The sequence below is a fragment of the Pseudomonas sp. ADAK13 genome, assembly GCF_012935715.1.
Lineage (GTDB): Bacteria > Pseudomonadota > Gammaproteobacteria > Pseudomonadales > Pseudomonadaceae > Aquipseudomonas.
This window is the reverse complement of sequence record NZ_CP052860.1, coordinates 214,424-239,924: the sequence shown is the minus strand read 5'-3', so window position 1 is coordinate 239,924 and position 25,501 is coordinate 214,424. Positions and strand designations below refer to the sequence as shown.

Here is a 25,501-nt window from a genome sequence, read left to right as displayed (position 1 = left end):
CGGTTCTTTAGGCACAGGATGTACTGAATGACCCCGCTGGAAGCTGCGACACACAACAACCCTTATGAGTATTACGCAGGCTTGAGGCTCAACGGCGAGCTGCTGTTCGATGAAGGTCTCGGGCTATGGATCGCCAGCACTGCCAGGACGGTCGAGGCCGTTCTGACGCATCCCGATTGCCGGGTGCGGCCGCTGCATGAGCCGGTGCCTGCAGCTATTGCGCAAGGCGCGGCGGGGCAGGTGTTTGCGTCATTGATGCGCATGAATGAAGGCGCTGGCCATCGGTGCCCCAGGGCGGTCATCGAGCCTGCGTTGGCTTCGGTGGTGACTGCGGATGTCATAACCCGCATCGGTCCCCCGGCGGCTGATTTGAACGAATTCATGTTCACGTTACCGGTGTCGGCAGTCGCGCATTGGCTGGGTTTTCCAGGCGACCAACTGGGGGAAGTCGCCCGGATGACACGTGATTTTGTCGCCTGCCTTTCACCGCTGAGCAGTGAGACTCAGATCCGCGATGCGCACATCGGGGCGAGCCGGCTAAGGGAAATGTTCAGCGGGTTGCTGGCGCAAACAGGGTTGCGGGAGCACATCCTTCGCAACTACGAAGCCAGTACCTGGGAAGCCCCTGACGCATTGATCGCCAATCTGATCGGGCTGCTGTCACAGACCTGCGAAGCCAGTGCAGGCCTTATCGGCAACACCTTGGTCACACTGCATCGGCGCCCCGATCTGCTGGAACTCGTCCAGCGTACGCCGACCCTCACCATTGCGTTGGTCGAGGAGGTCGCTCGCTACGATTCTCCGGTGCAGAACACCCGACGATTCGTGGCCAGCCGCTGCACCATTGGCGGCCGGACTCTGGAGGCTGGAGACACTGTGCTGGTGTTGCTGGCGTCGGCCAATCGGGATCCTGCGGCGAACCCGGAACCCGAGCGATTTTTACTCGAGCGCCAGCAACGACGAACCTTCAGTTTCGGCCTGGGAAGGCATCAGTGTCCGGGTCAAAAAATCGCGCTCAGCATTGCCGCGCAGGCGATCCAGGATTTACAGCGTCGTCAGCAAGGTCTGCTGAGCAGCCCGTGTGTGTTCAGTTACTGGCCGTCTCTGAATGGGCGCATTCCGCGCTTTCACGGGTAAGGATCAGCGCAACACACCCTCCACAAACTCGATAAACGCCCGGGCCTTGGCACTGACCATCCGGCCTGTGGGCAACACGGCCCACAAGTCCCGTGGCGGCAGTTCCCAGTCGGTGAGGACTGCCTTGACCTCGCCACTGGCGATCTCCGGCATGAACATCCATTCGGCGGTCATCGCCACGCCATGGTGGGACAGCACACCAGCGCGAATACCTTCGGAGGACGTGACGCGCAGGCGCCCGTGAGCGACCACCGGGTATTGATGGGCACCCTGAGTGAAGGTCCAGCAGGTGCTTTCGCTCAAGCTATAGATCACCGCCTGGTGGTGCAGGAGGTCTGCCGGGGAGTGGGGTTCGCCATGGCGTTCAAAGTAGGCGGGCGTGCCGAAAATCCGGCAGGGGCTTTGGCCAATCTTGCGGGCCGTCAGGCCGGAGTCACTCAGGTTGCCGATGCGCAGCGCGACGTCGATACCTTCTTCCACCAGATTGAGCAGGCGGTCGTCGAGTACGACGTCGACGTTCAGGCCGGGGTGTTGCTCAAGGAACGGCCCCAGGTTGGGAATGATCTGTAAACGGCAAAAAGTCACGCCCGCGCTGATGCGCAGGGTGCCCGACAGCCCATTGCTGGCGCCCCGGGCGGCGTCGTCGGCATCGTTGGCCTCGTCGACCGCGCGCTTGGCCTTCTCAAAAAACGCCAGGCCCGCCTCGGTGGGCGTCAGTCCCCGGGTGGAACGCATCAGCAGCCTGACCGCCAGCCGGGCCTCCAGTTGGGCAATGCCTTTGGACACGGCGGGCTGGCCAATGCCCATGCGTTTGGCAGCAGAGGAAAACGAGCCGGTCTCGACGACGTGGACGAAGGTTTCCATGGCGGTGAGGCGGTCCATCGGGATGTCCTTTTGGCGGTGGCGTTTCGGGAATCATGGGGCCTTTGGGATAAGGGGGGAAGTCAGTCGGTTGGCATAGAATTCATTCCCTAAGGGCATGAATTGATGGGTTTCCAACATCCAGTAAAACAGCCACCAGTCAGACTGACGAATTCTGTGCTTGAGTAAAGATAACTCTAGAGTTACTTTTATTCAGGCCGGAGCAAGGAGGCTGTGGTGCAAAGCAGGCTATTGATCAAAGAGCTGCAAGAGGCAGGTTGGGTGCTGGATCGGGTGACGGGCAGCCATCATCTTTTCACCCATCGCTATAACCCGTACACGATACCGGTGCCCCATCCCAAGAAGGATCTGTCCCTGGGCACCGTGCGAAGTATCAGGAAACGTGCCGGGCTGTTTTCGTTTTAGGACGGTTTAAGGAGATTTTCCATGCAATACCCAATCTGTATCGAATGGGGCGATGACTTTGTCGCCACCGGTATTCAGATCCCCGATATTCCGGGCGCTGTGACCGCCGGGGACAGCTTTGAAGAGGCGTACAACGCCGCCGTCGAGGTGGCGCACATCATGCTGCAGGAGATCGCGGCAGAAGGTCGGGTGATTCCGATGCCAACGTCGGTGGCCGCCCACCATGACAATGAGGAATACGCGGGGATGGGCTGGGGGATGTTGGAACTCGACATTTCGCCCTATCTGGGCAAGACCGAGAAGGTCAACGTGACCTTGCCCGGCTATGTGATCCAGCGTATCGACCGCTATGTGCGCGAGCACAAAGTAAAAAGCCGCTCGTCATTTCTGGCGGATGCGGCTTTGGAGAAGTTGGTGCGGTTGTAAGTTTGACTAGGCGGTGGCCACCGCCCCTTGGCGCGATGCACTCAGGAACCGCAACAATGCCACCAGCGGGAACGCGCTGCCCACCAGCATCACCCCCAGCCAGCCGCCGTGTTCGTACACGCTGCTGGCAATCGCCGAGCCGAAGGCGCCGCCGATGAAGATGCTGGTCATGTACAGCGCGTTCAGCCGGCTGCGGCTGTTGGCGTCGAGGGCGTAGATGGCGCGTTGGCCGAGGACCATGTTCATCTGCACGCAGAAGTCCAGGACCACGCCGGTGACCGCCAGGCCAATCACGCTGTACAGCGGGTGCACGAAGGCGGGCAGGAAGCTCAGCGCCGCAAACAGCATCGCCAGCAGTGAGGCGCGGTGGGTGTGGCCGGCATCCGCCAGGCGCCCGGCAATGGGGGCGGCGATAGCGCCGAGGGCGCCCACCAGGGCGAACAGGGCGATCTGGCTTTGGCTCAGGCCATGGTTGCGGGACAGTTCCAGTGGGGCGGCGGTCCAGAACAGACTGAAAGTAGCGAACATGCAGCCCTGGTAAAACGCCCGCTGGCGCAGCACCGGCTGGCGGCGCAGCAAGGTGCCCAGGGAACCCAGCAATTGGCCGTAGCTGGCGGCGTGATCGGGTTGGCGCTTGGGGATGGTCAGCATCAGCACCACGCTGATAAACGCCATCAGGGCTGCGGCAGCCATGAACATGGCGCGCCAGCCGAAGTGGTCAGCCACCACGCTGGACACAGGCCGGGCCAGCAGGATACCCAGCAGCAAACCGCCCATGATGCTGCCGACCACCCGGCCACGGGATTCCGCCGGTGCCAGGTGCGCCGCCAGGGGAATCAGGATTTGTACCGACACCGAACTGAAGCCGATCAGCAGCGACACCAGCAGGAACAGGTTCGGCTGTTCGGTGAAGGCTGCGCCCAGCAAGCTGGCGATGGCCACCACGGTGGTGATGATCATCAGCCGGCGGTTTTCCAGCAGGTCGCCCAGCGGCACCAGGAAGAACAGGCCCAAGGCATAGCCGATCTGGGTCAGGGACACGATCAGGCTGGCCATGGCCGGCGTGAGGCCGATGTCCGGGGCAATCAGCTCGATGATCGGTTGGGCGTAGTAGATGTTGGCGACGATGGCGCCGCAACAGAACGCAAACAGCATCACCATGCCTCGGGTCATGGTGCTTGTAGCGTGGGGCGTAGCGTTCATGGTGTTCTCATAAAAGCGAAGGAAAGAGGCGAGCGAGCATAAAGACTGGCCCCGGGCGGGAGTAGCCCGTTTGTGGTGATAACACTCATGCCGGGCATTAATGACTGAAACGTTAACTTTCGGGCTGAAGGTCGATGATACATTCAGTCACAACTGCATAAACAGGAAATCGACTGCCATGAAGATGACTTTCAACAAGATGCTCTTGGCCTCAAGCCTGGCCGCGCTGATGACCGTTGGCGTCGCCCAGGCCCAGGATGCCCCGCGTGTGGGCGTGCGGGGTGCGATTACCGCCATCGACGGCGATGCGATGCACGTCAAGGTCAACAGCGGTGAGGACGTCACCGTGAACCTGACCAAGGACACCCTGGTACGCGCCGTCACCCTGGCCAAAATCGAAGACATCAAGCCTGGCAGTTACATCGGGTCGGCGGCCATGCCCAACGCGGATGGCACCCTGACGGCGCTGGAAGTCCACGTATTCCCGCCGGCCATGGCAGGCACAGGTGACGGGCACCGTGCGTTCGACCTGAAGGAAGGCAGCAGCATGACCAACGGCACCGTGGGTGACCTGGTGGTGAGCAAGGGCCGGACATTGACCGTGAAGTACAAGGGCGGCGAGCAGAAGATCGTGGTGCCGGATGACGTGCCGATCGTCAACCTTGAGCCGGGTGATCGCAGCTTGCTGAAGCCTGGGGTGAAGGTGGTGATGTTTGCGGCGAAGGGCGCGGATGGGAGCGTGACGGCCCAGGCGATTTCGGCGGGCAAGGATGGTGTGACGCCGCCGATGTAACGGCTGAACACGGAAACAAATGTGGGAGCTGGCTTGTGTGGGAGCCGGGCTTGCCCGCGATGCAGGCACCTCGGTCTATCAGACAAACCGAGGTGAGGCTATCGCGGGCAAGCCCAGCTCCCACAAAAGCCAGCTCCCACACTGGCCTGCATTTCTTCAGTTAGAGCGGATTACTGCCCGCTGTAGATCTGGTCAAAAATCCCACCATCATTGAAGTGGGTCTTTTGCACGGTGCGCCAGTCACCAAAGGTCTTCTCGACCGACAGGAAGTCGACTTTCGGGAAGCGGTCGGTGTACTTGGCCAGCACTTTCGGGTCACGTGGACGCAGGTAGTTGTTGGCAGCAATTTCCTGGCCTTCCGGCGACCACAGGTACTTCAGGTATTCCTCGGCAGCCACTTTGGTGCCTTTTTTCTCGACCACTTTGTCGACGATCGACACCGGCGGCTCGGCTTCAGCGGAGACGCTCGGGTAGATCACTTCGAACTGATCACGGCCGAATTCACGGGCGATCATTTCGGCTTCGTTCTCAAACGTCACCAGCACGTCGCCGATCTGGTTGGTCATGAACGTGGTGGTAGCGGCACGGCCACCGGTGTCCAGCACAGGCGCGTGTTTGAACAGGTCGCCGACAAACTTCTTGGCCTTGTTCTCGTCACCGCCGTTCTTCAGTACATAACCCCAGGCCGACAGGTAGGTGTAGCGGCCATTACCGGAGGTTTTCGGGTTCGGCACGATGACTTGCACGCCATCCTTGAGCAAATCAGGCCAGTCTTTCAGGGCTTTCGGGTTGCCTTTGCGCACGATGAACACCGTGGCCGAGGTGAACGGCGCGCTGTTGTTCGGCAGGCGGGTAACCCAGTTGTCCGGCACCAGTTTGCCGTTGTCTGCCAGGGCATTGATGTCGGTGGCCATGTTCATGGTGATCACGTCAGCCGGCAGGCCGTCGATCACCGAGCGCGCTTGTTTGCTCGAACCACCGAAGGACATCTGCAGGGTCAGCTTGTCGTCTGGATGCTCGGCCGCCCAGTGTTTCTGGAAGGCGGCGTTGTAGTCCTTGTAGAAGTCGCGCATCACGTCATAGGAGACGTTGAGCAGGGTGACCGGGGCGGCCTGGACGACGCCAGCCAGTGCGAGGCCGGCGGCCAGGAGAGAGGCACTAACGAGTTTTTTCACTGCTCATTCCTTGTTGTTCGAGAAGGTTTTGAAACGCATGGGGGCAATATGCCAGCGACTATAACGGGGGGCGCATAGTCGCTTAAAGATTAAAAAGAACTTTGCTTATTCCAGTTTCTTGAAAAGCGCGCTGCCACACCGTGAGCAAAACGCTGCATTGGGCTCATGGCTGTTTTTCTTGCACACCGGGCAATCCGTTTGCAATTGCTCACCGCGCATGGCGTTGGCCAGTTCGGCGGTGAAGATCCCGGTGGGCACCGCGATGATCGAATAACCGGTGATCATCACCAGCGACGAAATCACCTGGCCCAGCGGGGTCTTCGGCACGATGTCGCCAAAGCCCACGGTGGTCAGCGTCACGATTGCCCAATAGATGCCCTTGGGAATACTGGTAAAGCCGTGTTCCGGACCTTCGATCACGTACATCAAGGTGCCGAACACCGTCACCAGGGTGCAGACGCTGACCAGGAACACCACGATCTTCTGCTTGCTGCCCCGCAGCGCCGACATCAGGTAGTTGGCCTGTTTGAGGTACGGCCCGAGCTTGAGCACGCGGAAGATCCGCAGCATCCGGATGATCCGGATAATCAGCAGGTACTGCGCGTCGCTGTAATACAGCGCCAGGATCCCGGGCACGATGGCCAGCAAATCCACCAGCCCATAAAAGCTGAAGGCATAGCGCAACGGCTTGGGCGAACAGTACAGCCGCAGCCCGTACTCGATGGCGAAAATGATGGTGAAGCCCCACTCGATATAGGCCAGCACATCGGCGTAGTTCTGGTGGATCTGGTCGATGCTGTCGAGCATCACGATGACCAGGCTGGCAAGTATGATCAGCAGCAGGATGCCATCGAAGCGCCGTCCGGCGACGGTGTCGCTTTGGAATACCATGACGTAGAGCCGCTGACGCCAGTCGTTGTTGCTGTCCATAAAGCCCGCCTGAATTGAAGATCAGCGAAGCCTAGGGTGATTCGAACGGGCTGTCCATGCGGGCTTTCTGCATCATCCGATGACTGGCGCGCACCAGCCAAGTGGCGAGGATAAACGGTGCGGTCAGCGCGGGCAGGTTCAGGCCGGTGAAGCCGGGTGTGAGGATGATCGCCAGCAGAATGCCGATCAGCGGCAGCCAGGGTTGGCGGCGATGCTGGCTGAGGGCCAGGGCGGCCAGCGCCGGGTTATAGCTGTGTAGGCCGAGCAGGGCGCTGGCGGGTTCGTCCATCAACAGGGCGATCAGTACGCCGAGGCTGGCGCCGGCCAACGCCCACAACGCGGCGCGGCGGCTGGCGAGCAGCAGGCCGAGGGCGATCAACAGGCCGGCCAGGGGCTGGTCCATCAGGATCACTTGGGCCAGCCCTTTAAATGGCGCGCAGAGCAGTGCCCAGGTGCCGGGTTCGCTGGCGGTGAAGGCGGTGGGCGAAGAGGTACCGAGCAGCAGCCAGCCGAGTACCACAAACGGTACGGTGTAGGCGGGCAGGTCGTCGGGGTTGGCAGCGCGTTTGAGCCATTGGCGAGTAAGGATCGCGCTGAGGCCGCCGCAGGCGAGAATCAATGGCGGTAGCAGTGCCGACCAGGTGAAGTGCTGGCTGATCAGCAAGCCGAGCAGCACACCGTTGTAGCTATAGAGGCCGGCCTGGCGCTCGGCCTTGGGATAGGCGCGGCGTTGGGCGGTCAGCAGCCCGGCGACACCACCCAGCAGCGCGCCGCCGAGCAGGGCCGGGGCGCCGACAAGGATCGCCAGCAGGCAGAGCAGGCCACACAGCGGGTGGCGCTGCAGGAAAATCTGGCTGAAGCCGTTGAGCAGGGCTTCGGCCCAGTCGGGGCAGGGTTGGTTGGGCATGGTGGGTGAGTCTGAGGGACCGAGTTGCCCCCATCGCAGGCAAGCCAGCTCCCACATTCGAACGGGTTCACAAATCAAAATGTGGGAGCCGGGCTTGCCCGCGATGAGGCCCTTACAGGCGCTAGATCAACGTCTCTATCCGTAGCGAGTTGGTCGAGCCCGGCTGCCCAAACGGCACCCCCGCGGTAATCACCAACGTGTCCCCGCGCTGCGCCATACCTTGTGCCTGGGCAATTTCCAGCGCCGTGGAACACACCTCGTCCACCTGCCGCAGCCGGTCATTCACCACCGAGTGCACGCCCCACGCCACGCTCAAGCGTCGCGCCGTGGACAGGTTCGGCGTCAGGTTCAGGATCGGCACCGTTGGCCGTTCCCGCGCCGCCCGCAGGCTGGAGGTGCCGGACTCGCTGTAGTTCACCAGCACCGCCACCGGCAGGATGCTGCTGATACGGCGAATCGCGCAGCTGATGGCGTCCGACACTGTGGCTTCGGCCTTGGGCCGGCTGACGTCCAGCTGGGCCTGGTAATCCGGGCCGTTTTCCACCTGGCGAATGATCTTGCTCATCATCAGCACGGCTTCCAGCGGGTATTCACCGGAAGCGGTTTCCGCCGACAGCATCACCGCATCCGCCCCTTCAGCCACTGCGTTGGCCACGTCGGTGACTTCGGCGCGGGTCGGCGCCGGGGAGAAGCGCATCGACTCAAGCATCTGCGTCGCCACCACCACCGGTTTACCCAACTGGCGGCAGACACCAATGATGTCCTTCTGGATTTGCGGCACGCTTTCCGCCGGCACTTCCACCCCCAGGTCCCCTCTGGCGACCATGATCGCGTCGCTCAGCTCGGCGATTTCCTGCAGGCGCTGCACCGCCGATGGCTTTTCGATCTTGGCCATCAGGAAGGCTTTGTCGCCGATCAATTCACGGGCTTCGCGGATGTCTTCCGGGCGTTGCACAAACGACAGCGCCACCCAGTCCACACCCAGTTCCAGGCCGAAACTCAGGTCGCGGCGGTCCTTGGCGGTCAGCGGGCTGAGTTCCAGCAATGCCTGGGGCACGTTCACGCCTTTACGGTCCGACAGTTCGCCGCCATTGAGCACGGTGGTGTCGATGGCCTCGGAATGCTTGGTGATCACCCGCAGGCGCAGCTTGCCGTCGTCCAGCAGCAGGTCCATGCCGGGCTGCAGGGCCGCGATGATTTCCGGGTGCGGCAGGTTTACCCGCCGCTGGTCACCGGGTGTCGGGTCCAGGTCCAGGCGCAGGGCCTGGCCGCGAATCAGTTGTACCTTGCCCTCGGCAAAGCGCCCGACCCGCAGCTTCGGCCCTTGCAGGTCCATGAGGATGCCGAGGGGATAATTGAGCTGGCGCTCCACCTGGCGAATCCACTGGTAGCGCTGGGCATGATCGGCGTGATCACCGTGGCTGAAATTCAGGCGGAAGATGTTCACCCCGGCTTCCACCAGCTCACGGATGTCGTCAATGCTGTCGGTGGCTGGGCCCAGCGTGGCGAGGATTTTGACCTTCTTGTCAGGCGTCATGTTCGGGGGACTCTCTTTCAGGGCTTTCAAGAATCAGAATGGCGCGAAAATCGTTGACGTTGGTGCGGGTCGGCTCGGTGATGATCAAGCCGTCGAGGGCCGCGAAATAGCCATAGCCATTGTTGTTGTCCAGCTCGTCGCTGGCGCTCAGGCCCAGGGCTTCGGCGCGGGCGTAGCTGGTGGGCGTCATGATCGCCCCGGCGTTGTCTTCGGAGCCGTCGATTCCGTCGGTGTCACCCGCCAGGGCGTAGACGCCGGGCAGGCCCTTGAGGCTGTCGGTGAGGCTCAGCAGGAATTCGGCATTGCGCCCGCCACGGCCATTGCCGCGCACGGTGACGGTGGTTTCGCCGCCGGAAAGGATCACGCAAGGCGCCGCCAGCGGCTGGCCATGCTGGATGATCTGCCGGGCGATACCGGCGTGCACCTTGGCCACGTCCCGCGCCTCGCCTTCCAGGTCGCCGAGGATCAGCGGGCTGAAACCGGCCTGGCGGACTTTTACTGCCACCGCTTCCAGGGATTGTTGGGGGCGGGCGATCAACTGGAAATGGCTGCGGGCGAGGACCGGGTCGCCGGGCTTGACCGTTTCCGACTCCGGGCTTTGCAGCCAGGTGCGCACGGACGCCGGGATTTCAATCTGGTAGCGCTTGAGGATCGCCAGCGCCTGTTGCGAAGTGCTCGGGTCGCCGACGGTAGGGCCCGACGCGATGACCGTGGCCTGGTCGCCCGGCACATCGGAAATCGCGTAGGTGTAGACCGTGGCCGGCCAGCTTGCCCGGGCGAGGCGGCCACCCTTGATTGCCGAGAGGTGCTTGCGCACGCAATTCATCTCGCCAATGGTGGCGCCGGATTTGAGCAGGGCTTTGTTGATCGCTTGTTTGTCCGCCAGGGTGATGCCTGCGGCGGGCAGGGCGAGCAGCGCAGAGCCACCGCCGGAGAGCAGGAAAATCACGCGGTCGTCTTCGCTGAGGTTGCTGATCAACTCCAGCACGCGCTTGGCTACGGCTTGGCCGGCGGCATCCGGGACCGGGTGTGCGGCTTCGACCACTTCGATTTTTTTGCAGGGTGCACCGTGGCCATAGCGGGTGACCACCAGGCCCGAGACTTCGCCTTGCCAGCAGTTTTCCACCACCAGCGCCATGGCGGCGGCGGCTTTGCCGGCACCGATCACAATGACACGGCTGCTGCGGTCGGTGGGCAGATAGGGTTCGAGGACTTGCCGGGGGTGGGCGGCGTCGATGGCTGTGGCAAACAGCTCGCGAAGCAGGTGTTGCGGATCGACCGACATAAGCGGGCTCCCGGGGATTCTTGTTATTAGAGGCAATGCAAAAACTGTAGGAGCCGGCTTGCCGGCGATGGCGGCCTGAAGGCTGGCGGTGAGGCGGGTGGCCTCATCGCCGGCAAGCCGGCTCCTACAGGGAAGGGCGGGCGTTACTTATCGCGAATCGAAAAATTCGCCATATGTTCCAGGCCCTTGATCAGCGCCGAGTGGTCCCAGTTGCCGCCACCGATGGCCGTGCAGGTGCTGAACACCTGTTGGGTGCCGGCGGTGTTGGGCAGGTTGATCCCCAACTCCTTGGCACCGGCCAAGGCCAGGTTCAGATCCTTCTGGTGCAGGTTGATGCGGAAGCCCGGATCGAAGGTGCCCTTGATCATGCGCTCGCCATGCACTTCGAGGATTTTCGACGAAGCAAACCCTCCCATCAGGGCTTCCCGCACCTTGGCCGGGTCGGCACCGTTCTTCGAGGCGAACAGCAGCGCTTCGGCCACCGCCTGGATGTTCAGGGCGACGATGATCTGGTTGGCCACCTTGGCGGTCTGGCCATCGCCATTACCGCCCACCAGGGTGATGTTCTTGCCCATGGCCTGGAACAGCGGCAGGGCGCGTTCGAAGGTGTGCGGGTCGCCGCCGATCATGATGCTTAGGGTGCCGGCCTTGGCGCCGACTTCACCACCGGACACCGGGGCGTCAAGGTAGCGTGCGCCGGTCTCGTTGATCTTCGCGGCGAAGGCCTTGGTGGCGGTGGGCGAGATCGAGCTCATGTCGATCACCACTTTGTTCGGCCCCAGGCCTGCGGCCACACCGTCGGCACGGAACAGCACGTCGTCGACCTGCGGGGTGTCGGGCACCATGACGATGATGAATTCGGCTTCCTGGGCCACTTGCTGCGGGTTGGCCAGGGCCACCGCGCCAGCGTTGATCAGTTCAGCCGGGGCCTTGCCGTGATGCTCGGACAGGAACAGTTGGTGCCCGGCCTTTTGCAGGTTGGCGGCCATGGGTTGGCCCATGATGCCGGTGCCGATAAATCCGATTTTAGCCATGATTAAAATCCTCTTATTGTTTTTGTGGGAGCCGGGCTTGCCCGCGATGGCATCACCGCGGTGCAGCTGAGAAACCGAGTTGCCTGCATCGCGGGCAAGCCCGGCTCCCACAGGGTTCTGTGTTGTGGGTTAGATGGCGTTGTGGGTTTTCAACCAACCCAAACCCGCTTCGGTGGTGGTCAACGGCTTGTACTCACAGCCGACCCAACCCTGATAACCAATGCGGTCCAAATGTTCGAACAGGAAGCGGTAGTTGATCTCACCGGTGCCCGGCTCGTTGCGCCCCGGGTTGTCCGCCAGCTGGATGTGGTTGATCTCATCCAGGTGGTTCGCCATGGTGCGGGCGAGGTCGCCTTCCATGATTTGCATGTGATAGATGTCGTACTGCAGGAACAGGTTGGCACTGCCCACCTGCTCGCGAATCGACAGGGCCTGCGCCGTGTTGTTCAGGTAGAAACCCGGGATGTCGCGGGTGTTGATGGCTTCCATCACCAGCTTGATGCCCACCGCTTGCAGCTTGTCGGCGGCGTACTTGAGGTTGGCGACGAAGGTTTTTTCCAGCGTCGCGTCATCCACGCCGGCCGGGCGAATCCCCGCCAGGCAGTTGATCTGGGTATTGCCCAGCACTTGGGCGTAGGCGATGGCCAGGTTGACCCCGGCGCGGAACTCCTCGACCCGGTCCGGGTGGCACGCCAGGCCGCGTTCGCCCTTGGCCCAGTCACCGGCCGGCAGGTTGAACAGCACTTGGGTCAGGCCGTGGGCATCGAGTTGCGCCTTGATTTCAGCCGAGCTGAATTCATAGGGAAACAGGTATTCCACACCACTGAACCCCGCGTCGGCGGCGGCTTTGAAACGGGCAAGAAAGTCCTGTTCGGTAAACAGCATGGACAGGTTGGCGGCGAAACGCGGCATGGGGTTCTCCTTAATCGAGCAGTGAAATGGCGGTCGGCGCGTCGTTGCCCACCAGTGCCAGATCTTCGAATTCGTTGACGGCGTTGATCTCGGTGCCCATGGAAATATTGGTCACCCGCTCCAGAATGATTTCAACGATCACCGGCACCTTGAACTCTTCGATCATCTCCTGAGCCTTGCGCAACGCAGGCTGGATCTGACCCGGCTCGAACACGCGCAGGGCCTTGCAACCCAGGCCTTCGGCGACGGCCACGTGGTCGACGCCATAACCGTTGAGTTCCGGCGCGTTGAGGTTGTCGAAGGACAGCTGCACGCAGTAGTCCATTTCAAAACCGCGTTGGGCCTGGCGGATCAGCCCCAGGTAAGAGTTGTTCACCACCACGTGGATGTACGGCAGCTTGAACTGCGCGCCCACGGCCAGCTCTTCGATCATGAACTGGAAGTCATAGTCGCCCGACAGCGCGACAACCTTGCGGGTCGGATCAGCCTTGACCACACCCAGCGCGGCCGGAATGGTCCAGCCGAGCGGGCCGGCCTGGCCGCAGTTGATCCAGTGGCGTGGCTTATAGACGTGCAGGAACTGTGCGCCGGCAATCTGCGACAGGCCGATGGTGCTGACGTAGCAGGTGTCTTTGCCGAATACCTGGTTCATCTCTTCGTACACCCGCTGCGGCTTGACCGGCACGTTGTCGAAGTGGGTCTTGCGGTGCAGGGTGGCCTTGCGCTGCTGGCAATCGTGGAGCCAGGCGCTGCGGTCCTTGAGCTTGCCGGCGGCTTTCCACTCGCGGGCTACTTCTATGAACAGGGTCAGGGCGGAACCGGCGTCGGACACGATGCCCAAGTCCGGGGTGAACACGCGGCCGATTTGCGTCGGCTCGATGTCCACGTGAATGAATTTGCGGCCCTCGGTGTACACCTCCACCGAACCGGTGTGGCGGTTGGCCCAGCGGTTACCGATGCCCAGCACCACGTCCGATTTCAACATCGTCGCGTTGCCATAACGGTGGGACGTTTGCAGGCCGACCATGCCCACCATCTGCGGGTGATCGTCGGGGATCGTGCCCCAGCCCATCAGGGTCGGGATCACCGGGATGCCGGTCAGCTCGGCGAACTCCACCAGCAGCTCGCTGGCGTCGGCGTTGATCACGCCGCCACCGCTCACCAGCAAGGGGCGTTCGGCCTGGTCCAGCAGGGCCAGGGCTTTTTCCACCTGGATGCGGGTGGCCAGTGGCTTGGCCAGGGGCAGCGGCTGGTAGGCGTCGATGTCGAATTCGATCTCGGCCATTTGTACGTCGAACGGCAGGTCGATCAGCACCGGACCCGGGCGGCCGGAGCGCATTTCATAGAAGGCTTTCTGGAAGGCATACGGCACCTGGCCGGGTTCCAGGACGGTGGTCGCCCACTTGGTCACCGGCTTGACGATGCTGGTGATGTCGACGGCCTGGAAGTCTTCCTTGTGCATCCGTGCCCGCGGCGCCTGGCCGGTGATGCACAGGATCGGGATCGAGTCGGCCGAGGCGCTGTACAGGCCGGTGACCATGTCGGTGCCCGCCGGGCCCGAAGTGCCGATGCACACGCCGATGTTGCCGGCCTTGGTGCGGGTGTAGCCCTCAGCCATGTGCGAGGCGCCTTCAACGTGGCGAGCAAGGACGTGATCGATGCCACCGACCTTCTGCAAGGCCGAATACAGCGGGTTGATCGCGGCGCCCGGGATACCGAAGGCGGTGTCGACCCCTTCACGGCGCATCACCAGGACAGCGGCTTCGATTGCTCTCATTTTGCTCATGGTTTTGGTGCCTCTTGCGTTTTGTAATTGTATACAAGTTGTGTTGGTCCGAAGTGTATTCACGGCGAGCGGGGCAGGTCAATCCATTTTCTTGGGTGGCCTTTACGTTCGTCGGAAGCCTTCTGGACAGGAATATTTCGATGTGTGGTGCGTATGTTTCGAAATATTGTATACAAAAAATAAATCTATTGTGTTCTATTTGTTTGATCGAGCTTCTGATCAGACAGAGCCCCACGGCTTTCCCATAACAAGATAAGGACGGCACCCATGAGCGCTTTAACCTTGAAAGTCGCAGTCAACCTGGCCAGCCACGCCATCGCGGCAGGCCGCACCATTTCGGCAGCGCCGCTGACCGTTGCGGTACTCGACAGCGGCGGGCATTTGATTACGTTGCAGCGCGAAGATGGCGCGAGCCTGCTGCGCCCGCAGATCGCGATCGGCAAGGCCTGGGGCGCAATTGCCCTGGGCAAGGGCTCGCGCTTGCTGGCGCTGGATGCGCAGCAGCGGCCGGCGTTTATTGCGGCGTTGAACAGCCTGGGGCAAGGCAGCGTGGTGCCGGCGCCGGGCGGGGTGTTGATTCGGGATCAGGAGGGTGTGGTGCTGGGCGCGATCGGGATCAGCGGGGATACGTCGGATATTGATGAACAGTGTGCGATCAGTGCGATCGAGGGGCAGGGGTTATGGGCGGATGCGGGGGTTACTGCTTGATGTGAGGTGACTGATCGATAGCTATCGCGGGCAAGCCCGCTCCCACAGTTGAATGTATTCACAAATCAAAATGTGGGAGCGGGCTTGCCCGCGATGGCGGCGACCCGGGCTACAGTCAAAGCCAGATCGCATCCCACAGAGGGTAGTCGCCATATTTCTTCACGAGACCCGCTCTCAGGGGGTTGGCCACGATGTACCGGGCGATGCCCTCAAGGCTTTCTTCACGCCGCACGGCATGGTCATGGAAGCCCGGTTGCCAAAGGCGCCCTTGACGCCCGGCAACAGCATTTACGATTCGAGTACTTTTGGATTTGACCTGGCGCATCAGGTCAGCCAGAGAACCGTTTTCCAGTGAAATCAACCAGTGGAAATGATCAGGCATTACCACCCAGGCCAATGAGGTTGCCAGACGTTGGTTTTGGGCAATTCTGAACTGCTGTACCACCAGTCTGCCCAGCTTGAAGTCGCTGAATATGGGCTCGCGATGCAGTGTGTTGCTGGTCAGAAGATAAATGCGGTTGGATTCGTTATAGCGCCCTGTGCGCAGACGACATGATGCGGGTAGATCAGGCATTCCGTTGCCCCTTTGCAGAAGTGAGTTCTGAAAGGCTAGATGGGAATGTTTTAAGGGGTGTTCCAGGTTTTGGCAGGATGTGTCCTGGAGATAGCTATCGCGGGCAAGCCCGCTCCCACAGTGGATCTCTGTCGTTCATACATTCTGTGTCTGGCACAAATCCACTGTGGGAGCTGGCTTGCCTGCGATGCTCTTCAGTCCGGCTCACACCCTTTAAGCACCAACCGGATAATCGTCTGCGCCGCCGCCTCATAATCCGCTTCATCCAGCTTGGCTTTCCCGGTCACCGCTGAAATCTGCCAGTCAAAATCCGCGTAGGTCTGCGTCGCCGCCCAGATGCTGAACATCAGATGATGCGGGTCAATCGGCGCAATCAGCCCCCGGTCCACCCAGCTCTGGATGCAGTCGATGTTGTGTTTGGCCTGGGCATTCAGCTGGTCCACCTGCTCCGGGCTCAAATGCGGGGCGCCGTGCATGATTTCGCTGGCGAACACTTTCGAGGCAAACGGCAAATCCCGGGAGATGCAGATTTTCGAGCGGATGTAGCCGCTCAGCACGGCCGAAGGGTCGCCCTCGGGATTGAACGGCGTGGAGGCGGCCAGGATCGGCTCGATAATGCTTTCGAGCACCTCGCGGTAGAGGTTGTCCTTGGACTTGAAGTAGTAGTAGACGTTGGGCTTGGGAAGCCCGGCCTTGGCGGCGATGTCGCTGGTTTTGGTCGCGGCGAAGCCCTTGTCGGCAAACTCCTCACTGGCAGCCCGCAGGATCAGTTCTTTGTTGCGCTCGCGAATGGTGCTCATAGACCAGGTCGTTCCTTGCCAAGACAGGCGGTCGGGCATGGTAGCACCGGCTTTGCGCAGGGCTCAAGAATCGTGCTGCAGCCCTTGCACGGTGGGGCGCCCAGCTGACTTTGTCTGTCTTGATGCTGAACGCATTCACGGTCGTACAGGCACGGCCCGAGCGCGCTGCTAGAGTTCAGGCAGCGAGCGGCCATTTAGCCGGGCCGCCCCTTCCTGATTTCGGCGTTCGAGAGAGAAACCCGTGGAGAAAAGCAGACGACGTACGTTCGCCTGGGTAGTTGGCACGTTGTTACTGGTAGCGGTGTTGATTGCCCTGGGTTTGCACTTCTTTGCAGGTGGGCACAAAGGCAGGCCGCCCGCCACCGGCGAACCGGTGGCCGTGGTGCCGGTGGTGTTGCAGGACGTACCGGTGTACATCGATGCCCTCGGCACCGTCACCCCGACCCGCAGTGTGACGGTGGTCACCCAGGTCGATGGCATCCTCAGCAGCGTGGCGTTCAAGGAAGGCCAGCACGTCACCAAGGGCCAGGTGATTGCGCGAATCGATGACCGTGCCCTCAAGGCCCAGTTGGCCGTGGCCAAGGGCACCCTGGCCCACGACCAGGCGGTATTGAGCAATGCCCAGCGCGATCTGGTGCGCTACCGCGAACTGGTCAAGGCCGGCTCCACCAGCCAGCAAACCGTCGATACCCAGGCCTCGCTGGTCCAGCAACAACTGGGCACCGTGGCCGCCGACCAGGGCAATGTGCAGAACCTTGAAGTGCAGGTCGGCTACTGCACCATCACCTCGCCCGTCGACGGCGTGGTGGGCCTGCGCCTGGTAGACCCGGGCAACTATGTCACTACCACCAGCACCACCGGCATTGTGGTGATCACCCAAATGAACCCGGCCACGGTGGTGTTTGCGGTGCCCGAGGATGACTTGGGCGCAATCAATCAAGCCCTGGGCCGTGGCGCCGTGACGGTGCTGGCCTACGACCGCAATAAAAAAGCCTTGCTGGCCACCGGCAGCCTGTTGGCCCTGGACAACCAGGTGGACACCACCACCGGCACCATCAAGGTCAAGGCGCAGTTCGACGATTCGGGCAATGCGCTGTTCCCCAACCAGTTCGTCAATGCGCGCCTGAAAGCCGACACCCTGACCCAGGTTGCCGTGGTGCCCACCCGGGCGATCCAGCATGGCAGCAAGGGTGATTTCGTGTTCGTGGTGAACGGCGACAAGGCCAGCCTGCGCAACATCAAGACCGGCCCGTCCATGGGCGACATCTCGGCGGTGCTCGAAAGCGGGGTCAAACCCGGCGAACAGGTGATCACCGAAGGCGCCGACAAGCTGGATGACGGTTCGGCCGTGAAGGTCGTCGCCCAGTGAGGAGCTGCCGAGCATGAACATTTCGCGGCCCTTTATCGAACGTCCCGTCGCCACTACCTTGATGATGGTCGCGGTGCTGTTGCTGGGGATGCTGGGGTATCACTTGCTGTCGGTGTCGGCATTGCCCGAAGTCGATTACCCGACCATCCAGGTCTTCACCCAATACCCCGGCGCCAGCCCGGACGTGGTCAGTTCTTCCATCACCGCACCGCTGGAGCGCCAGCTCGGCGAGATGCCGGGCCTTAAATCCATGAACTCCACCAGCTCCGACGGCGCTTCGGTTGTGACCCTGCAATTCGACCTGTCGCTGTCCCTGGACGTCGCCGAACAGGAAGTACAGGCCGCGATCAACGCTGCCGGGACCTTTCTGCCGGCCAACCTGCCGTACCCGCCGGTGTACAGCAAGGTCAACCCGGCGGATGCGCCGGTGCTGACCCTGTCCCTGACCTCCGACGTGTTGCCGCTGACCAAGGTCGAAGACCTGGCGGACACACGCCTGGCGCAGAAAATCTCGCAGATCACCGGCGTCGGCCTGGTGACCATCAGCGGCGGCCAGCGCCCGGCGGTACGGGTCGAGGCGAACACTTCGGCGCTCAATAGCCTGGGGCTGTCCATCGATGACCTGCGCAGCTCCCTCGGCACGGCCAACGTCAATCAGGCCAAGGGCAATATCGATGGCAAGTTCCAGGCCTATTCCATTGGTGCCAACGACCAGCTGCAATCGGCCGAGGAATACCGCGACCTGGTAATCGCCTATAAAAACGGCGCGCCGATTCGCCTGTCGCAGATCGCCAGTTCCACCCAGGGCCCAGAGAACCCGCGCCAGGCCGCGTGGACCAACAGCACGCCGTCGATTGTGCTGAATATCCAGCGCCAGCCCGGCGCCAACGTGATTGAAGTGGTTGACCGCGTGCAGCAATTGCTGCCCAAGCTGCGGGCGAGTTTGCCGGGTACCTTGAAGGTCGCTGTGCTGACCGACCGCACCCAAACCATCCGCGCCTCGGTCACCGATGTGCAGTACGAACTGGCCATGGCCATCGCGCTGGTAGTGATCGTGATTTTCGCGTTCCTGCGCAACGTGCCGGCCACGATCATTCCTGCCGTCACCATTCCGCTGACGCTGGTGGGCACCCTGGCGGTGGCCTATGCGTTGGGCTTCTCGCTGAACAACCTGACGCTGATGGCACTGACGATTGCCATCGGGTTTGTGGTGGATGACGCCATCGTGATGATCGAAAACATCACGCGCTATATCGAGGCCGGCGACTCACCGCTGGAGGCTGCACTCAAGGGTTCGGAGCAAATCGGGTTCACGATTATTTCGCTGTCGATTGCGCTGATCGCAGTGATGATCCCGCTGCTGTTCATGGGCGATGTGGTCGGCCGCTTGTTCCGCGAATTCGCCATGACCGTGGCCCTGACCATCGTGATCTCGGCGTTCATCTCCCTGACCCTGACGCCGATGATGTGCGCGCGGATGCTCAAGAATAAGCACGAAGAACGCCGTGCGGATTTCTTCGACCGCATCAACACCCACTACGTGCGCGGCCTGGACTGGGTATTGGCGCACCGCACGCTCACGCTGATTTCGGTGGTGCTCACTGCCGCGTTGACCCTGGTGACCCTGGTGATCATGCCTAAGGGCTTTTTCCCGGACCAGGACACCGGCCTGATCCAGGGCATTTCCCAGGCGGCGCCGACGGTTTCGTTCCAGCAGATGCAGACCGAACAACAGCGCCTCGCCGCCCGGATCCTCAAGGACCCGGCGGTGCAAAGCCTGTCGTCGTTTGTCGGGATCGACCAGACCAACCCAACCATCAACCAGGGCAACCTGTTGATCAACCTCAAGCCCCGGGGCGAGCGTGACAGCGCCACCGAAGTGATCCGCCGGCTCTCCGATGCCAACGCCGACGACGCCGGCATCCGCCTGTACCTGCACTCGGTGCAGGACCTGACCCTCGACGCGACGGTGTCCACCACCAGCTACCGCCTGGGCCTGCAAGCCACCGACCCGGACGAACTGGAACAGTGGACCACCAGGCTGCTGACGGCGATCAAGCAAGACCCGATGTTCACCGACGTGCAAAGCCAGGCGATGCAGTTCGGCAACCAGATCCAGCTGACGTTTGACCGCGCCACCGCCTCACGCCTGGGCATCACGCCACAGGCCATCGACGATGTGCTGTACGACGCCTTCGGCCAGCGCCAGGTCTCGACGATTTATACCCAGCTCAACCAGTACCACGTGGTGATCGCCACCGATCATCCGCCGCGCAACTTGTCGGACTTGCTCACGGGGTTGTACGTGGATATTCCCGGTGGCGGTGTCGCGCCGCTGTCGAGCATGGCCACCATGCAGGTGGTACGTGCCCCCGTGACCATCAACCGGCTGGGCCAGTTTCCGTATGCCGACGTATCCTTCAACCTCGCCCCCGGCCAGACCCTTGGCGCGGCCGTTACGCGGCTCAAGGACATCGAGGCCAAGGTCGGTCTGCCGCTGTCGGTGCAGGCCAACCTTGAAGGCGCGGCGGCGACGTTCGAGCAGTCGCTGTCGAACCAGGTGTTCCTGGTGGTGGCGGCGATTGTGGTGGTGTACCTGATGCTGGGGATTCTGTACGAGAGCTTCGTGCACCCGGTGACGATCCTTTCGACGCTGCTCTCGGCGGCGCTCGGGGCCTTGCTGGCGCTGCTGGTGACCGGTACACAGTTCGACATTATCGGCCTGATCGGCATTGTGCTGCTGATCGGCATCGTGATGAAAAACGGCATCATGATGGTCGACTTCGCCCTGGAACTCTTGCGTGAGGGTGGCTTGAGCCCTGTGGCGGCGATCCGTCAGGCGGCGGAGTTGCGGTTCCGGCCGATCCTGATGACCAGCATGGCCTCGCTGTTCGGCGCGGTGCCGCTGGCGCTGGGCACGGGGATCGGCTCGGAGCTGCGCCATCCGCTGGGTATCGCGATTATCGGCGGGCTGTTGCTCAGCCAGTTGCTGACGCTGTTTTCCACGCCGGTGATCTTCCTCGCCATGCACGGCCTGGGGCAGCGTTTCAGCCGCCGCCCGGCTGAAGCGGTCTGATGGCGATGAACCTCAGCGCGCCGTTTGTTCGCCGTCCCATTGCAACCACCTTGATGGCAGCCGGCCTCGCGTTGTTTGGCGCACTGGCTTTTATGCTGCTGCCGGTGGCGCCGCTGCCGGAGGTGGATTTCCCGACCATCAGCGTCAGCGCCTCGTTGCCCGGCGCCGACCCGACCACCGTCGCCAGTTCGGTGGCCACGCCGTTGGAACGGCAGTTCGGCCAGATTGCCGGGGTCACGCAGATGACCTCGTCCAGCAGCCTTGGCTCGGCGCGGATCATCCTGCAGTTCGACCTGAACCGCGACATCGACGGTGCTGCCCGGGACGTTCAGGCCGCGATCAACGCCGCCCGCAGCAACCTGCCCAGCGACCTGTCCGGCAACCCGACGTACCGCAAGGTCAACCCGGCCGACTCGCCAATCTTGATCATCAGCCTGACCTCCGACAGCGCCACGCCGGGGCAGATGTATGACGTGGCTTCGACCCTGCTGGAGCAGCGGCTGTTGCAGACCACCGGCGTCGGTGACGTAACCGTGGGCGGCGGCGCGTTGCCGGCAGTGCGGGTGGAATTGAACCCCGACCGGCTCAACCAGTACGGCGTCAGCCTGGAGCAGGTGCGCCAGGTGATCAACGCGTCCAACGTCAACCTGCCCAAGGGCAACGTGGCCATCGGCGACCGCAACTACGGGATTGCCGCCAACGACCAGTTGCTCGATGAAAAGGACTACGGGCCGCTGGTGGTCAAGGCGCGCAACGGCGACCTGATCCATATCGCCGACCTCGGCTACGTGCGTGAAGACGTGCAGGACCTGCGCAACTTCGGCCTGTCCAACGGCAAGCCGGCGGTGTTGCTGGTGGTGTTCAAGCAGCCCGGCGCCAACGTGATCGAAACGGTGGACGCGGTGAAAGCCTCGCTGCCGTTTTTGCAAAGCTCGATACCGGCGACGATCAAGCTCGACCTGCTGATGGACCGCACCACCACCATTCGCGCTTCGTTGCACGACGTGGAAGTGACGTTGCTGGTGTCGATCCTGTTGGTGACGCTGGTGACGTTCGGCTTCTTCCGCGACTGGCGCAGCACCCTGGTGCCGGCGATCGTGGTGCCGCTATCGCTGCTGGGCACCTTTGGCGCCATGTACTTCCTCGGCTACAGCCTGAACAACTTGTCCCTCATGGCGCTGACCATTTCCACCGGCTTTGTGGTGGACGATGCGATCGTGGTGGTGGAAAACATCATGCGTCACCTGGAGCGCGGCAAGACCCGGGTGGAAGCCGCGCTGGCCGGCGCCCAGGAGGTGGGTTTCACGGTACTGACCATCAGCGTGTCCCTGGTGGCGGTGTTTATTCCGCTGCTGCTGATGGGCGGGATTGTCGGGCGGCTGTTCCGCGAGTTCTCGGTGTCGCTGTCGGTGGCCATCGTGATCTCGATGCTGATCTCCCTGACCGTTACGCCGATGCTTGCCAGCGTGCTGTTGCGCGCGCCGAAAGAAATTCACGCAGGCAACGAACACCCGGATTCGCGCTTTCACCGCTTCTACGATCGCACCCTGGGTTGGGTGATCGACCATACGGTGCTGATGGGCTTCGTCACGGTGCTGGTGATCGTGCTTGCCGGTGTGCTGTACGTGCTGGTGCCCAAGGGCTTCTTTCCCCAGGAAGACACCGGGCGCTTGCAGGGCAGCATCCAGGCCAACCAGAGCATTTCCTACGGGGCGATGCAGAAGGACTTCACCGAGATCAACCGCAAGGTGATGAAAAACCCGAATATCGAAACCGTCGCCGGGTTTGTCGGCGGTGGTGGAGGCGGCGGCGGGGCGGTCAACAGTGCGCAGATGTTTGTATTGCTCAAGCCCCTGGGCGAGCGCAAGGACAATGCCACCGACATCATCGGGCAGATTCGCCGCAGCCTCGGCGCCATGCCCGGCACCAAGCTGTATTTGCAGTCGGCCCAGGACATCACCGTGGGTGGCCGGCAAAGTGGCGCGCAGTACCAGTACACCCTGACCGCCGATGACCAGGAGTCCCTGGATGAATGGGTGCCCAAGGTGGTGGCGGTGCTGCGTAAGTTACCGCAACTCACCGACCTCAATACCGACCAGCAAGACAACAGCCTGCTGGCCAATGTGCAGATCAACCGCGACACGGCGGCACGCCTTGGGGTGAGTGTCTCGGCGGTCGACCAGACGCTGTACGACGCCTTTGGCCAGCGCCAGGTCGCCACCCTGTATCGCGCGGCCAACCAGTACCACGTGGTGATGGAAATCGCCCCGGAATACTGGACCGACCCTTCGGCGCTCAAAGGCATTTATGTGCCGACGGGCACCCAGGCCACGACCACCAAAGGCACTACGGCGGCGCCCAGCCTGACTACCGAGCAGACCCTGGTGCCGCTGTCGGCGCTGGCGGATAACACCGTGGCGCGCACGGCGATCTCCATCAGCCACCAGGGCACGTTCCCGGCGGTGACGGTCTCGTTCAACCTGGCGCCCGGCACATCCATCGGCCAGGCGACTGCGCTGGTGGACGATGCGGTGAAGCAACTGCGCATGCCCGCCAGTGTGGTGGGCCAGTTTGCCGGTACGGCCCAGGTGTTCCAGTCGTCGGTGGCCAGCGAGCCGTTGCTGATCGTGGCCGCGTTGCTGTCGGTGTATATCGTGCTGGGCATCCTCTACGAAAACCTGATGCACCCGCTGACCATTCTCTCGACCTTGCCCTCGGCCGGTGTCGGTGCGTTGATCGCCTTGCTGCTGACCGGCACCGAGCTGTCGATCATTGCGCTGGTGGGGGTGATTCTGTTGATTGGTATCGTGAAGAAGAACGCGATCATGATGATCGACTTCGCGATCACCGAGCGGCGGGAGTTCGGCCTCACGGCCAAGGAAGCTATTCGCCGGGCGTGCCTGATCCGTTTCCGGCCGATCATGATGACCACCCTGGCGGCGATCCTTGGCGCGCTGCCGCTGGTGCTGGGCACCGGCTACGGTTCGGAACTGCGCCGGCCGTTGGGGATTTCGATTATTGGTGGCCTGCTGTTCAGCCAGGTGCTGACGCTGTACACCACCCCGGTGATCTACCTGTGGCTCGACCGGGCGTCACAGCGCCTGGGTCGGCGTAAGGAAGCAAGGTTATGAACGTGAAATACAGCGTGCTTTGCATCAGCCTGCTGCTCGGCGGCTGCATGGTCGGGCCCGATTACCAGAAGCCCGCCATGGAGCTGCCGCAGACTTTCAAGGAAGGCGCCCAGTGGCAGCGCGCGGCGGCCAACCCCCAAGGGGCGATGGACAGCCAGTGGTGGCTGGCCTATCAGGACCCGGTGTTGAACGACCTGGTGGCGCGTTCGGCCAAGGCCAACCAGTCGATCATCGCGGCGGAGGCGGCTTACCGCCTGGCCCAGGCGCAGGTGGCGTCCAGCCGGGCCGGGTTGTGGCCCACTGTCGGCGTAGGCCTGTCGGGTTCGCGGGGTGTGGGCGGCAGCGGCAGCAGTACATCCAGCACTACCTCGGGCGGTGTCGAGAACAGCGTCAGCGCGACCTTGACCGCCAGCTGGGAGCCGGACCTGTGGGGCCTGGTACGGCGCGGGATAGAGTCCAGCCAGGCCACGGCCCAGCAATCCGACGCGTTGCTGGCCGGGGTGCGATTGTCCATCAGCTCCAGCGTGGCGAGCAACTACCTCGCCCTGCGGCAGATGGATATCGACGTGCGCCTGCTCCAACAGCAACAGAAGATCAACCAGCAACTGCTGGACATGATCCAGGTGCAGTTCACCCAGGGCGTCGCCACCAACGACCAGTTGCTGGTGGCCCAGGACCAGCTCACCACCTCGATTGCCGACCTGCAAACCTCCCTGCGCGACCGCGAGCAATACGAGCACGCACTGGCGGTGCTGGTGGGCGTGGCACCGAGCGAGTTTGCCGTGGCGGCGCGGGATGACTACACCTTCGTGCTGCCGCGCCCGCCGCTGACCTTGCCGTCAACCTTGCTGCAACGGCGTCCCGACGTGGTGGCGGCGGAGCGCTCGGCCGCGGCGGCCAACGCGAAAATCGGCGTGGCTGAAGCCGCGTTCTTCCCGACCCTGGACCTCACCGCCGAGGCCGGCTATCGCGGCAGCGCGCTGGGCGGGTTGTTCTCGCTGCCCAATCGCATCTGGACGTTGGGCCCGGCGCTGGCGGAAACCCTGTTCGACGGCGGCGCCCGTGAGGCGGCGGTCAGGCAGGCCGAGGCCAGCTACGACCAGATCGCCGCGACCTACCGTGGCACGGTGCTCAGCGCCCTGCAGAACGTCGAAGACAACCTGTCGGCGATCAACCACCTGCAAACCCAGGCCGACGCCTTCCAGCAGGTGTACCAGCGCAACCGGCAACTGTTCGGCAGCCAGGAGGCGCAACTGCGTGCCGGCACTGTCAGCCAGGAAAATGTGCTGACCCAGCAACTGGTGTTGCTGCAAGCCGAGCAGAACCTGCGTGACACCCAGGGTCAGCTCAGCCAGGGCAGTGTGGCATTGATCCAGAGCCTGGGCGGCGGTTGGCAAACCCCGGCGCACTGAACGGCTCGCTAACCCGGTG

General features: G+C 62.5%; 21 protein-coding genes. 9 read left to right on the top strand and 12 right to left on the bottom strand.

The window, feature by feature from the left end; translation table 11 throughout:
* Nucleotides 1-27 precede the first annotated feature (27 nt).
* Nucleotides 28-1,137, top strand: coding sequence for a cytochrome P450 (locus HKK54_RS01045; protein ID WP_169385933.1), 1,110 nt, complete (start codon nucleotides 28-30; stop codon nucleotides 1,135-1,137).
* A 3-nt stretch (nucleotides 1,138-1,140) separates the two neighbouring features.
* On the opposite strand, the gene HKK54_RS01040 is transcribed toward HKK54_RS01045, so the two are convergent.
* A complete protein-coding gene (locus HKK54_RS01040; protein ID WP_169385932.1) occupies nucleotides 1,141-2,019 on the bottom strand; it encodes a LysR family transcriptional regulator in 879 nt (292 codons plus the stop codon).
* Between the two features lie 216 nt (nucleotides 2,020-2,235).
* Between HKK54_RS01040 and HKK54_RS01035 the strand changes: the two genes are divergently transcribed.
* Both HKK54_RS01035 and HKK54_RS01030 read left to right on the top strand, forming a co-directional pair.
* Nucleotides 2,236-2,424, top strand: coding sequence for a type II toxin-antitoxin system HicA family toxin (locus HKK54_RS01035; RefSeq protein ID WP_169385931.1), 189 nt, complete (start codon nucleotides 2,236-2,238; stop codon nucleotides 2,422-2,424).
* 21 nt (nucleotides 2,425-2,445) lie between these two features.
* Nucleotides 2,446-2,850, top strand: coding sequence for a type II toxin-antitoxin system HicB family antitoxin (locus HKK54_RS01030; RefSeq protein WP_010166194.1), 405 nt, complete (start codon nucleotides 2,446-2,448; stop codon nucleotides 2,848-2,850).
* 6 nt (nucleotides 2,851-2,856) lie between these two features.
* Here the strand turns inward: HKK54_RS01030 and HKK54_RS01025 are convergent, their stop codons facing one another.
* Nucleotides 2,857-4,053, bottom strand: coding sequence for an MFS transporter (locus tag HKK54_RS01025; RefSeq protein ID WP_169385930.1), 1,197 nt, complete (start codon nucleotides 4,051-4,053; stop codon nucleotides 2,857-2,859).
* Between the two features lie 178 nt (nucleotides 4,054-4,231).
* On the opposite strand from HKK54_RS01025, the gene HKK54_RS01020 reads away from it, so the two are divergent.
* A complete protein-coding gene (locus HKK54_RS01020) occupies nucleotides 4,232-4,846 on the top strand; it encodes a DUF5666 domain-containing protein (RefSeq protein ID WP_169385929.1) in 615 nt (204 codons plus the stop codon).
* A gap of 170 nt (nucleotides 4,847-5,016) precedes the next feature.
* On the opposite strand, the gene HKK54_RS01015 is transcribed toward HKK54_RS01020, so the two are convergent.
* The 8 genes from HKK54_RS01015 to gcl all read right to left on the bottom strand — a co-directional run bounded on the left by HKK54_RS01015 (nucleotide 5,017) and on the right by gcl (nucleotide 14,412).
* The gene (locus HKK54_RS01015) at nucleotides 5,017-6,021 is read right to left on the bottom strand and encodes a sulfate ABC transporter substrate-binding protein (RefSeq protein ID WP_010166202.1); all 1,005 of its coding nucleotides are present in this window, start codon (nucleotides 6,019-6,021) and stop codon (nucleotides 5,017-5,019) included.
* A 105-nt stretch (nucleotides 6,022-6,126) separates the two neighbouring features.
* Nucleotides 6,127-6,951: an ion transporter gene (locus HKK54_RS01010; protein ID WP_010166204.1), complete on the bottom strand. Its 825-nt coding sequence runs from the start codon at nucleotides 6,949-6,951 to the stop codon at nucleotides 6,127-6,129.
* A 31-nt stretch (nucleotides 6,952-6,982) separates the two neighbouring features.
* On the bottom strand, nucleotides 6,983-7,858 hold the full coding sequence (locus HKK54_RS01005; RefSeq protein WP_169385928.1) for an urea transporter: 876 nt from the start codon (nucleotides 7,856-7,858) through the stop codon (nucleotides 6,983-6,985).
* A 121-nt stretch (nucleotides 7,859-7,979) separates the two neighbouring features.
* Nucleotides 7,980-9,395, bottom strand: a complete 1,416-nt coding sequence (pyk, locus tag HKK54_RS01000; protein ID WP_010166207.1) for a pyruvate kinase — start codon at nucleotides 9,393-9,395, stop codon at nucleotides 7,980-7,982.
* Nucleotides 9,385-10,680, bottom strand: coding sequence for a glycerate kinase type-2 family protein (locus HKK54_RS00995; protein ID WP_169385927.1), 1,296 nt, complete (start codon nucleotides 10,678-10,680; stop codon nucleotides 9,385-9,387). The genes pyk and HKK54_RS00995 overlap by 11 nt, the downstream gene beginning before the upstream one ends.
* A gap of 143 nt (nucleotides 10,681-10,823) precedes the next feature.
* Nucleotides 10,824-11,762, bottom strand: a complete 939-nt coding sequence (locus HKK54_RS00990; protein ID WP_336604756.1) for a 2-hydroxy-3-oxopropionate reductase — start codon at nucleotides 11,760-11,762, stop codon at nucleotides 10,824-10,826.
* Between the two features lie 81 nt (nucleotides 11,763-11,843).
* Complete coding sequence (gene hyi / locus HKK54_RS00985) at nucleotides 11,844-12,626, bottom strand: hydroxypyruvate isomerase (protein WP_169385926.1); 783 nt, start codon at nucleotides 12,624-12,626, stop codon at nucleotides 11,844-11,846.
* Between the two features lie 10 nt (nucleotides 12,627-12,636).
* Nucleotides 12,637-14,412: a glyoxylate carboligase gene (gcl, locus tag HKK54_RS00980; RefSeq protein WP_010166214.1), complete on the bottom strand. Its 1,776-nt coding sequence runs from the start codon at nucleotides 14,410-14,412 to the stop codon at nucleotides 12,637-12,639.
* A 267-nt stretch (nucleotides 14,413-14,679) separates the two neighbouring features.
* Between gcl and HKK54_RS00975 the strand changes: the two genes are divergently transcribed.
* Complete coding sequence (locus HKK54_RS00975) at nucleotides 14,680-15,120, top strand: GlcG/HbpS family heme-binding protein (RefSeq protein ID WP_169385925.1); 441 nt, start codon at nucleotides 14,680-14,682, stop codon at nucleotides 15,118-15,120.
* Between the two features lie 115 nt (nucleotides 15,121-15,235).
* Here the strand turns inward: HKK54_RS00975 and HKK54_RS00970 are convergent, their stop codons facing one another.
* Both HKK54_RS00970 and HKK54_RS00965 read right to left on the bottom strand, forming a co-directional pair.
* Nucleotides 15,236-15,694, bottom strand: coding sequence for an REP-associated tyrosine transposase (locus HKK54_RS00970; RefSeq protein WP_169385924.1), 459 nt, complete (start codon nucleotides 15,692-15,694; stop codon nucleotides 15,236-15,238).
* A gap of 194 nt (nucleotides 15,695-15,888) precedes the next feature.
* The gene (locus tag HKK54_RS00965) at nucleotides 15,889-16,494 is read right to left on the bottom strand and encodes a TetR/AcrR family transcriptional regulator (RefSeq protein WP_169385923.1); all 606 of its coding nucleotides are present in this window, start codon (nucleotides 16,492-16,494) and stop codon (nucleotides 15,889-15,891) included.
* A 241-nt stretch (nucleotides 16,495-16,735) separates the two neighbouring features.
* Between HKK54_RS00965 and HKK54_RS00960 the strand changes: the two genes are divergently transcribed.
* Genes HKK54_RS00960 through HKK54_RS00945 form a run of 4 tightly spaced genes read left to right on the top strand, consistent with a single transcriptional unit; the run spans nucleotide 16,736 to nucleotide 25,482 of the window.
* Complete coding sequence (locus tag HKK54_RS00960) at nucleotides 16,736-17,863, top strand: efflux RND transporter periplasmic adaptor subunit (RefSeq protein WP_029615731.1); 1,128 nt, start codon at nucleotides 16,736-16,738, stop codon at nucleotides 17,861-17,863.
* A gap of 13 nt (nucleotides 17,864-17,876) precedes the next feature.
* Nucleotides 17,877-20,939 carry an efflux RND transporter permease subunit gene (locus HKK54_RS00955; protein ID WP_169385922.1) on the top strand — a complete coding sequence of 1,021 codons (3,063 nt, stop codon included), beginning with the start codon at nucleotides 17,877-17,879 and terminating at the stop codon, nucleotides 20,937-20,939.
* A 5-nt stretch (nucleotides 20,940-20,944) separates the two neighbouring features.
* Nucleotides 20,945-24,070 carry an efflux RND transporter permease subunit gene (locus HKK54_RS00950; protein ID WP_169389228.1) on the top strand — a complete coding sequence of 1,042 codons (3,126 nt, stop codon included), beginning with the start codon at nucleotides 20,945-20,947 and terminating at the stop codon, nucleotides 24,068-24,070.
* Complete coding sequence (locus tag HKK54_RS00945; protein WP_169385921.1) at nucleotides 24,067-25,482, top strand: efflux transporter outer membrane subunit; 1,416 nt, start codon at nucleotides 24,067-24,069, stop codon at nucleotides 25,480-25,482. Before HKK54_RS00950 ends, HKK54_RS00945 begins: the two co-directional genes overlap by 4 nt.
* The last annotated feature ends 19 nt before the right edge of the window (nucleotides 25,483-25,501 follow it).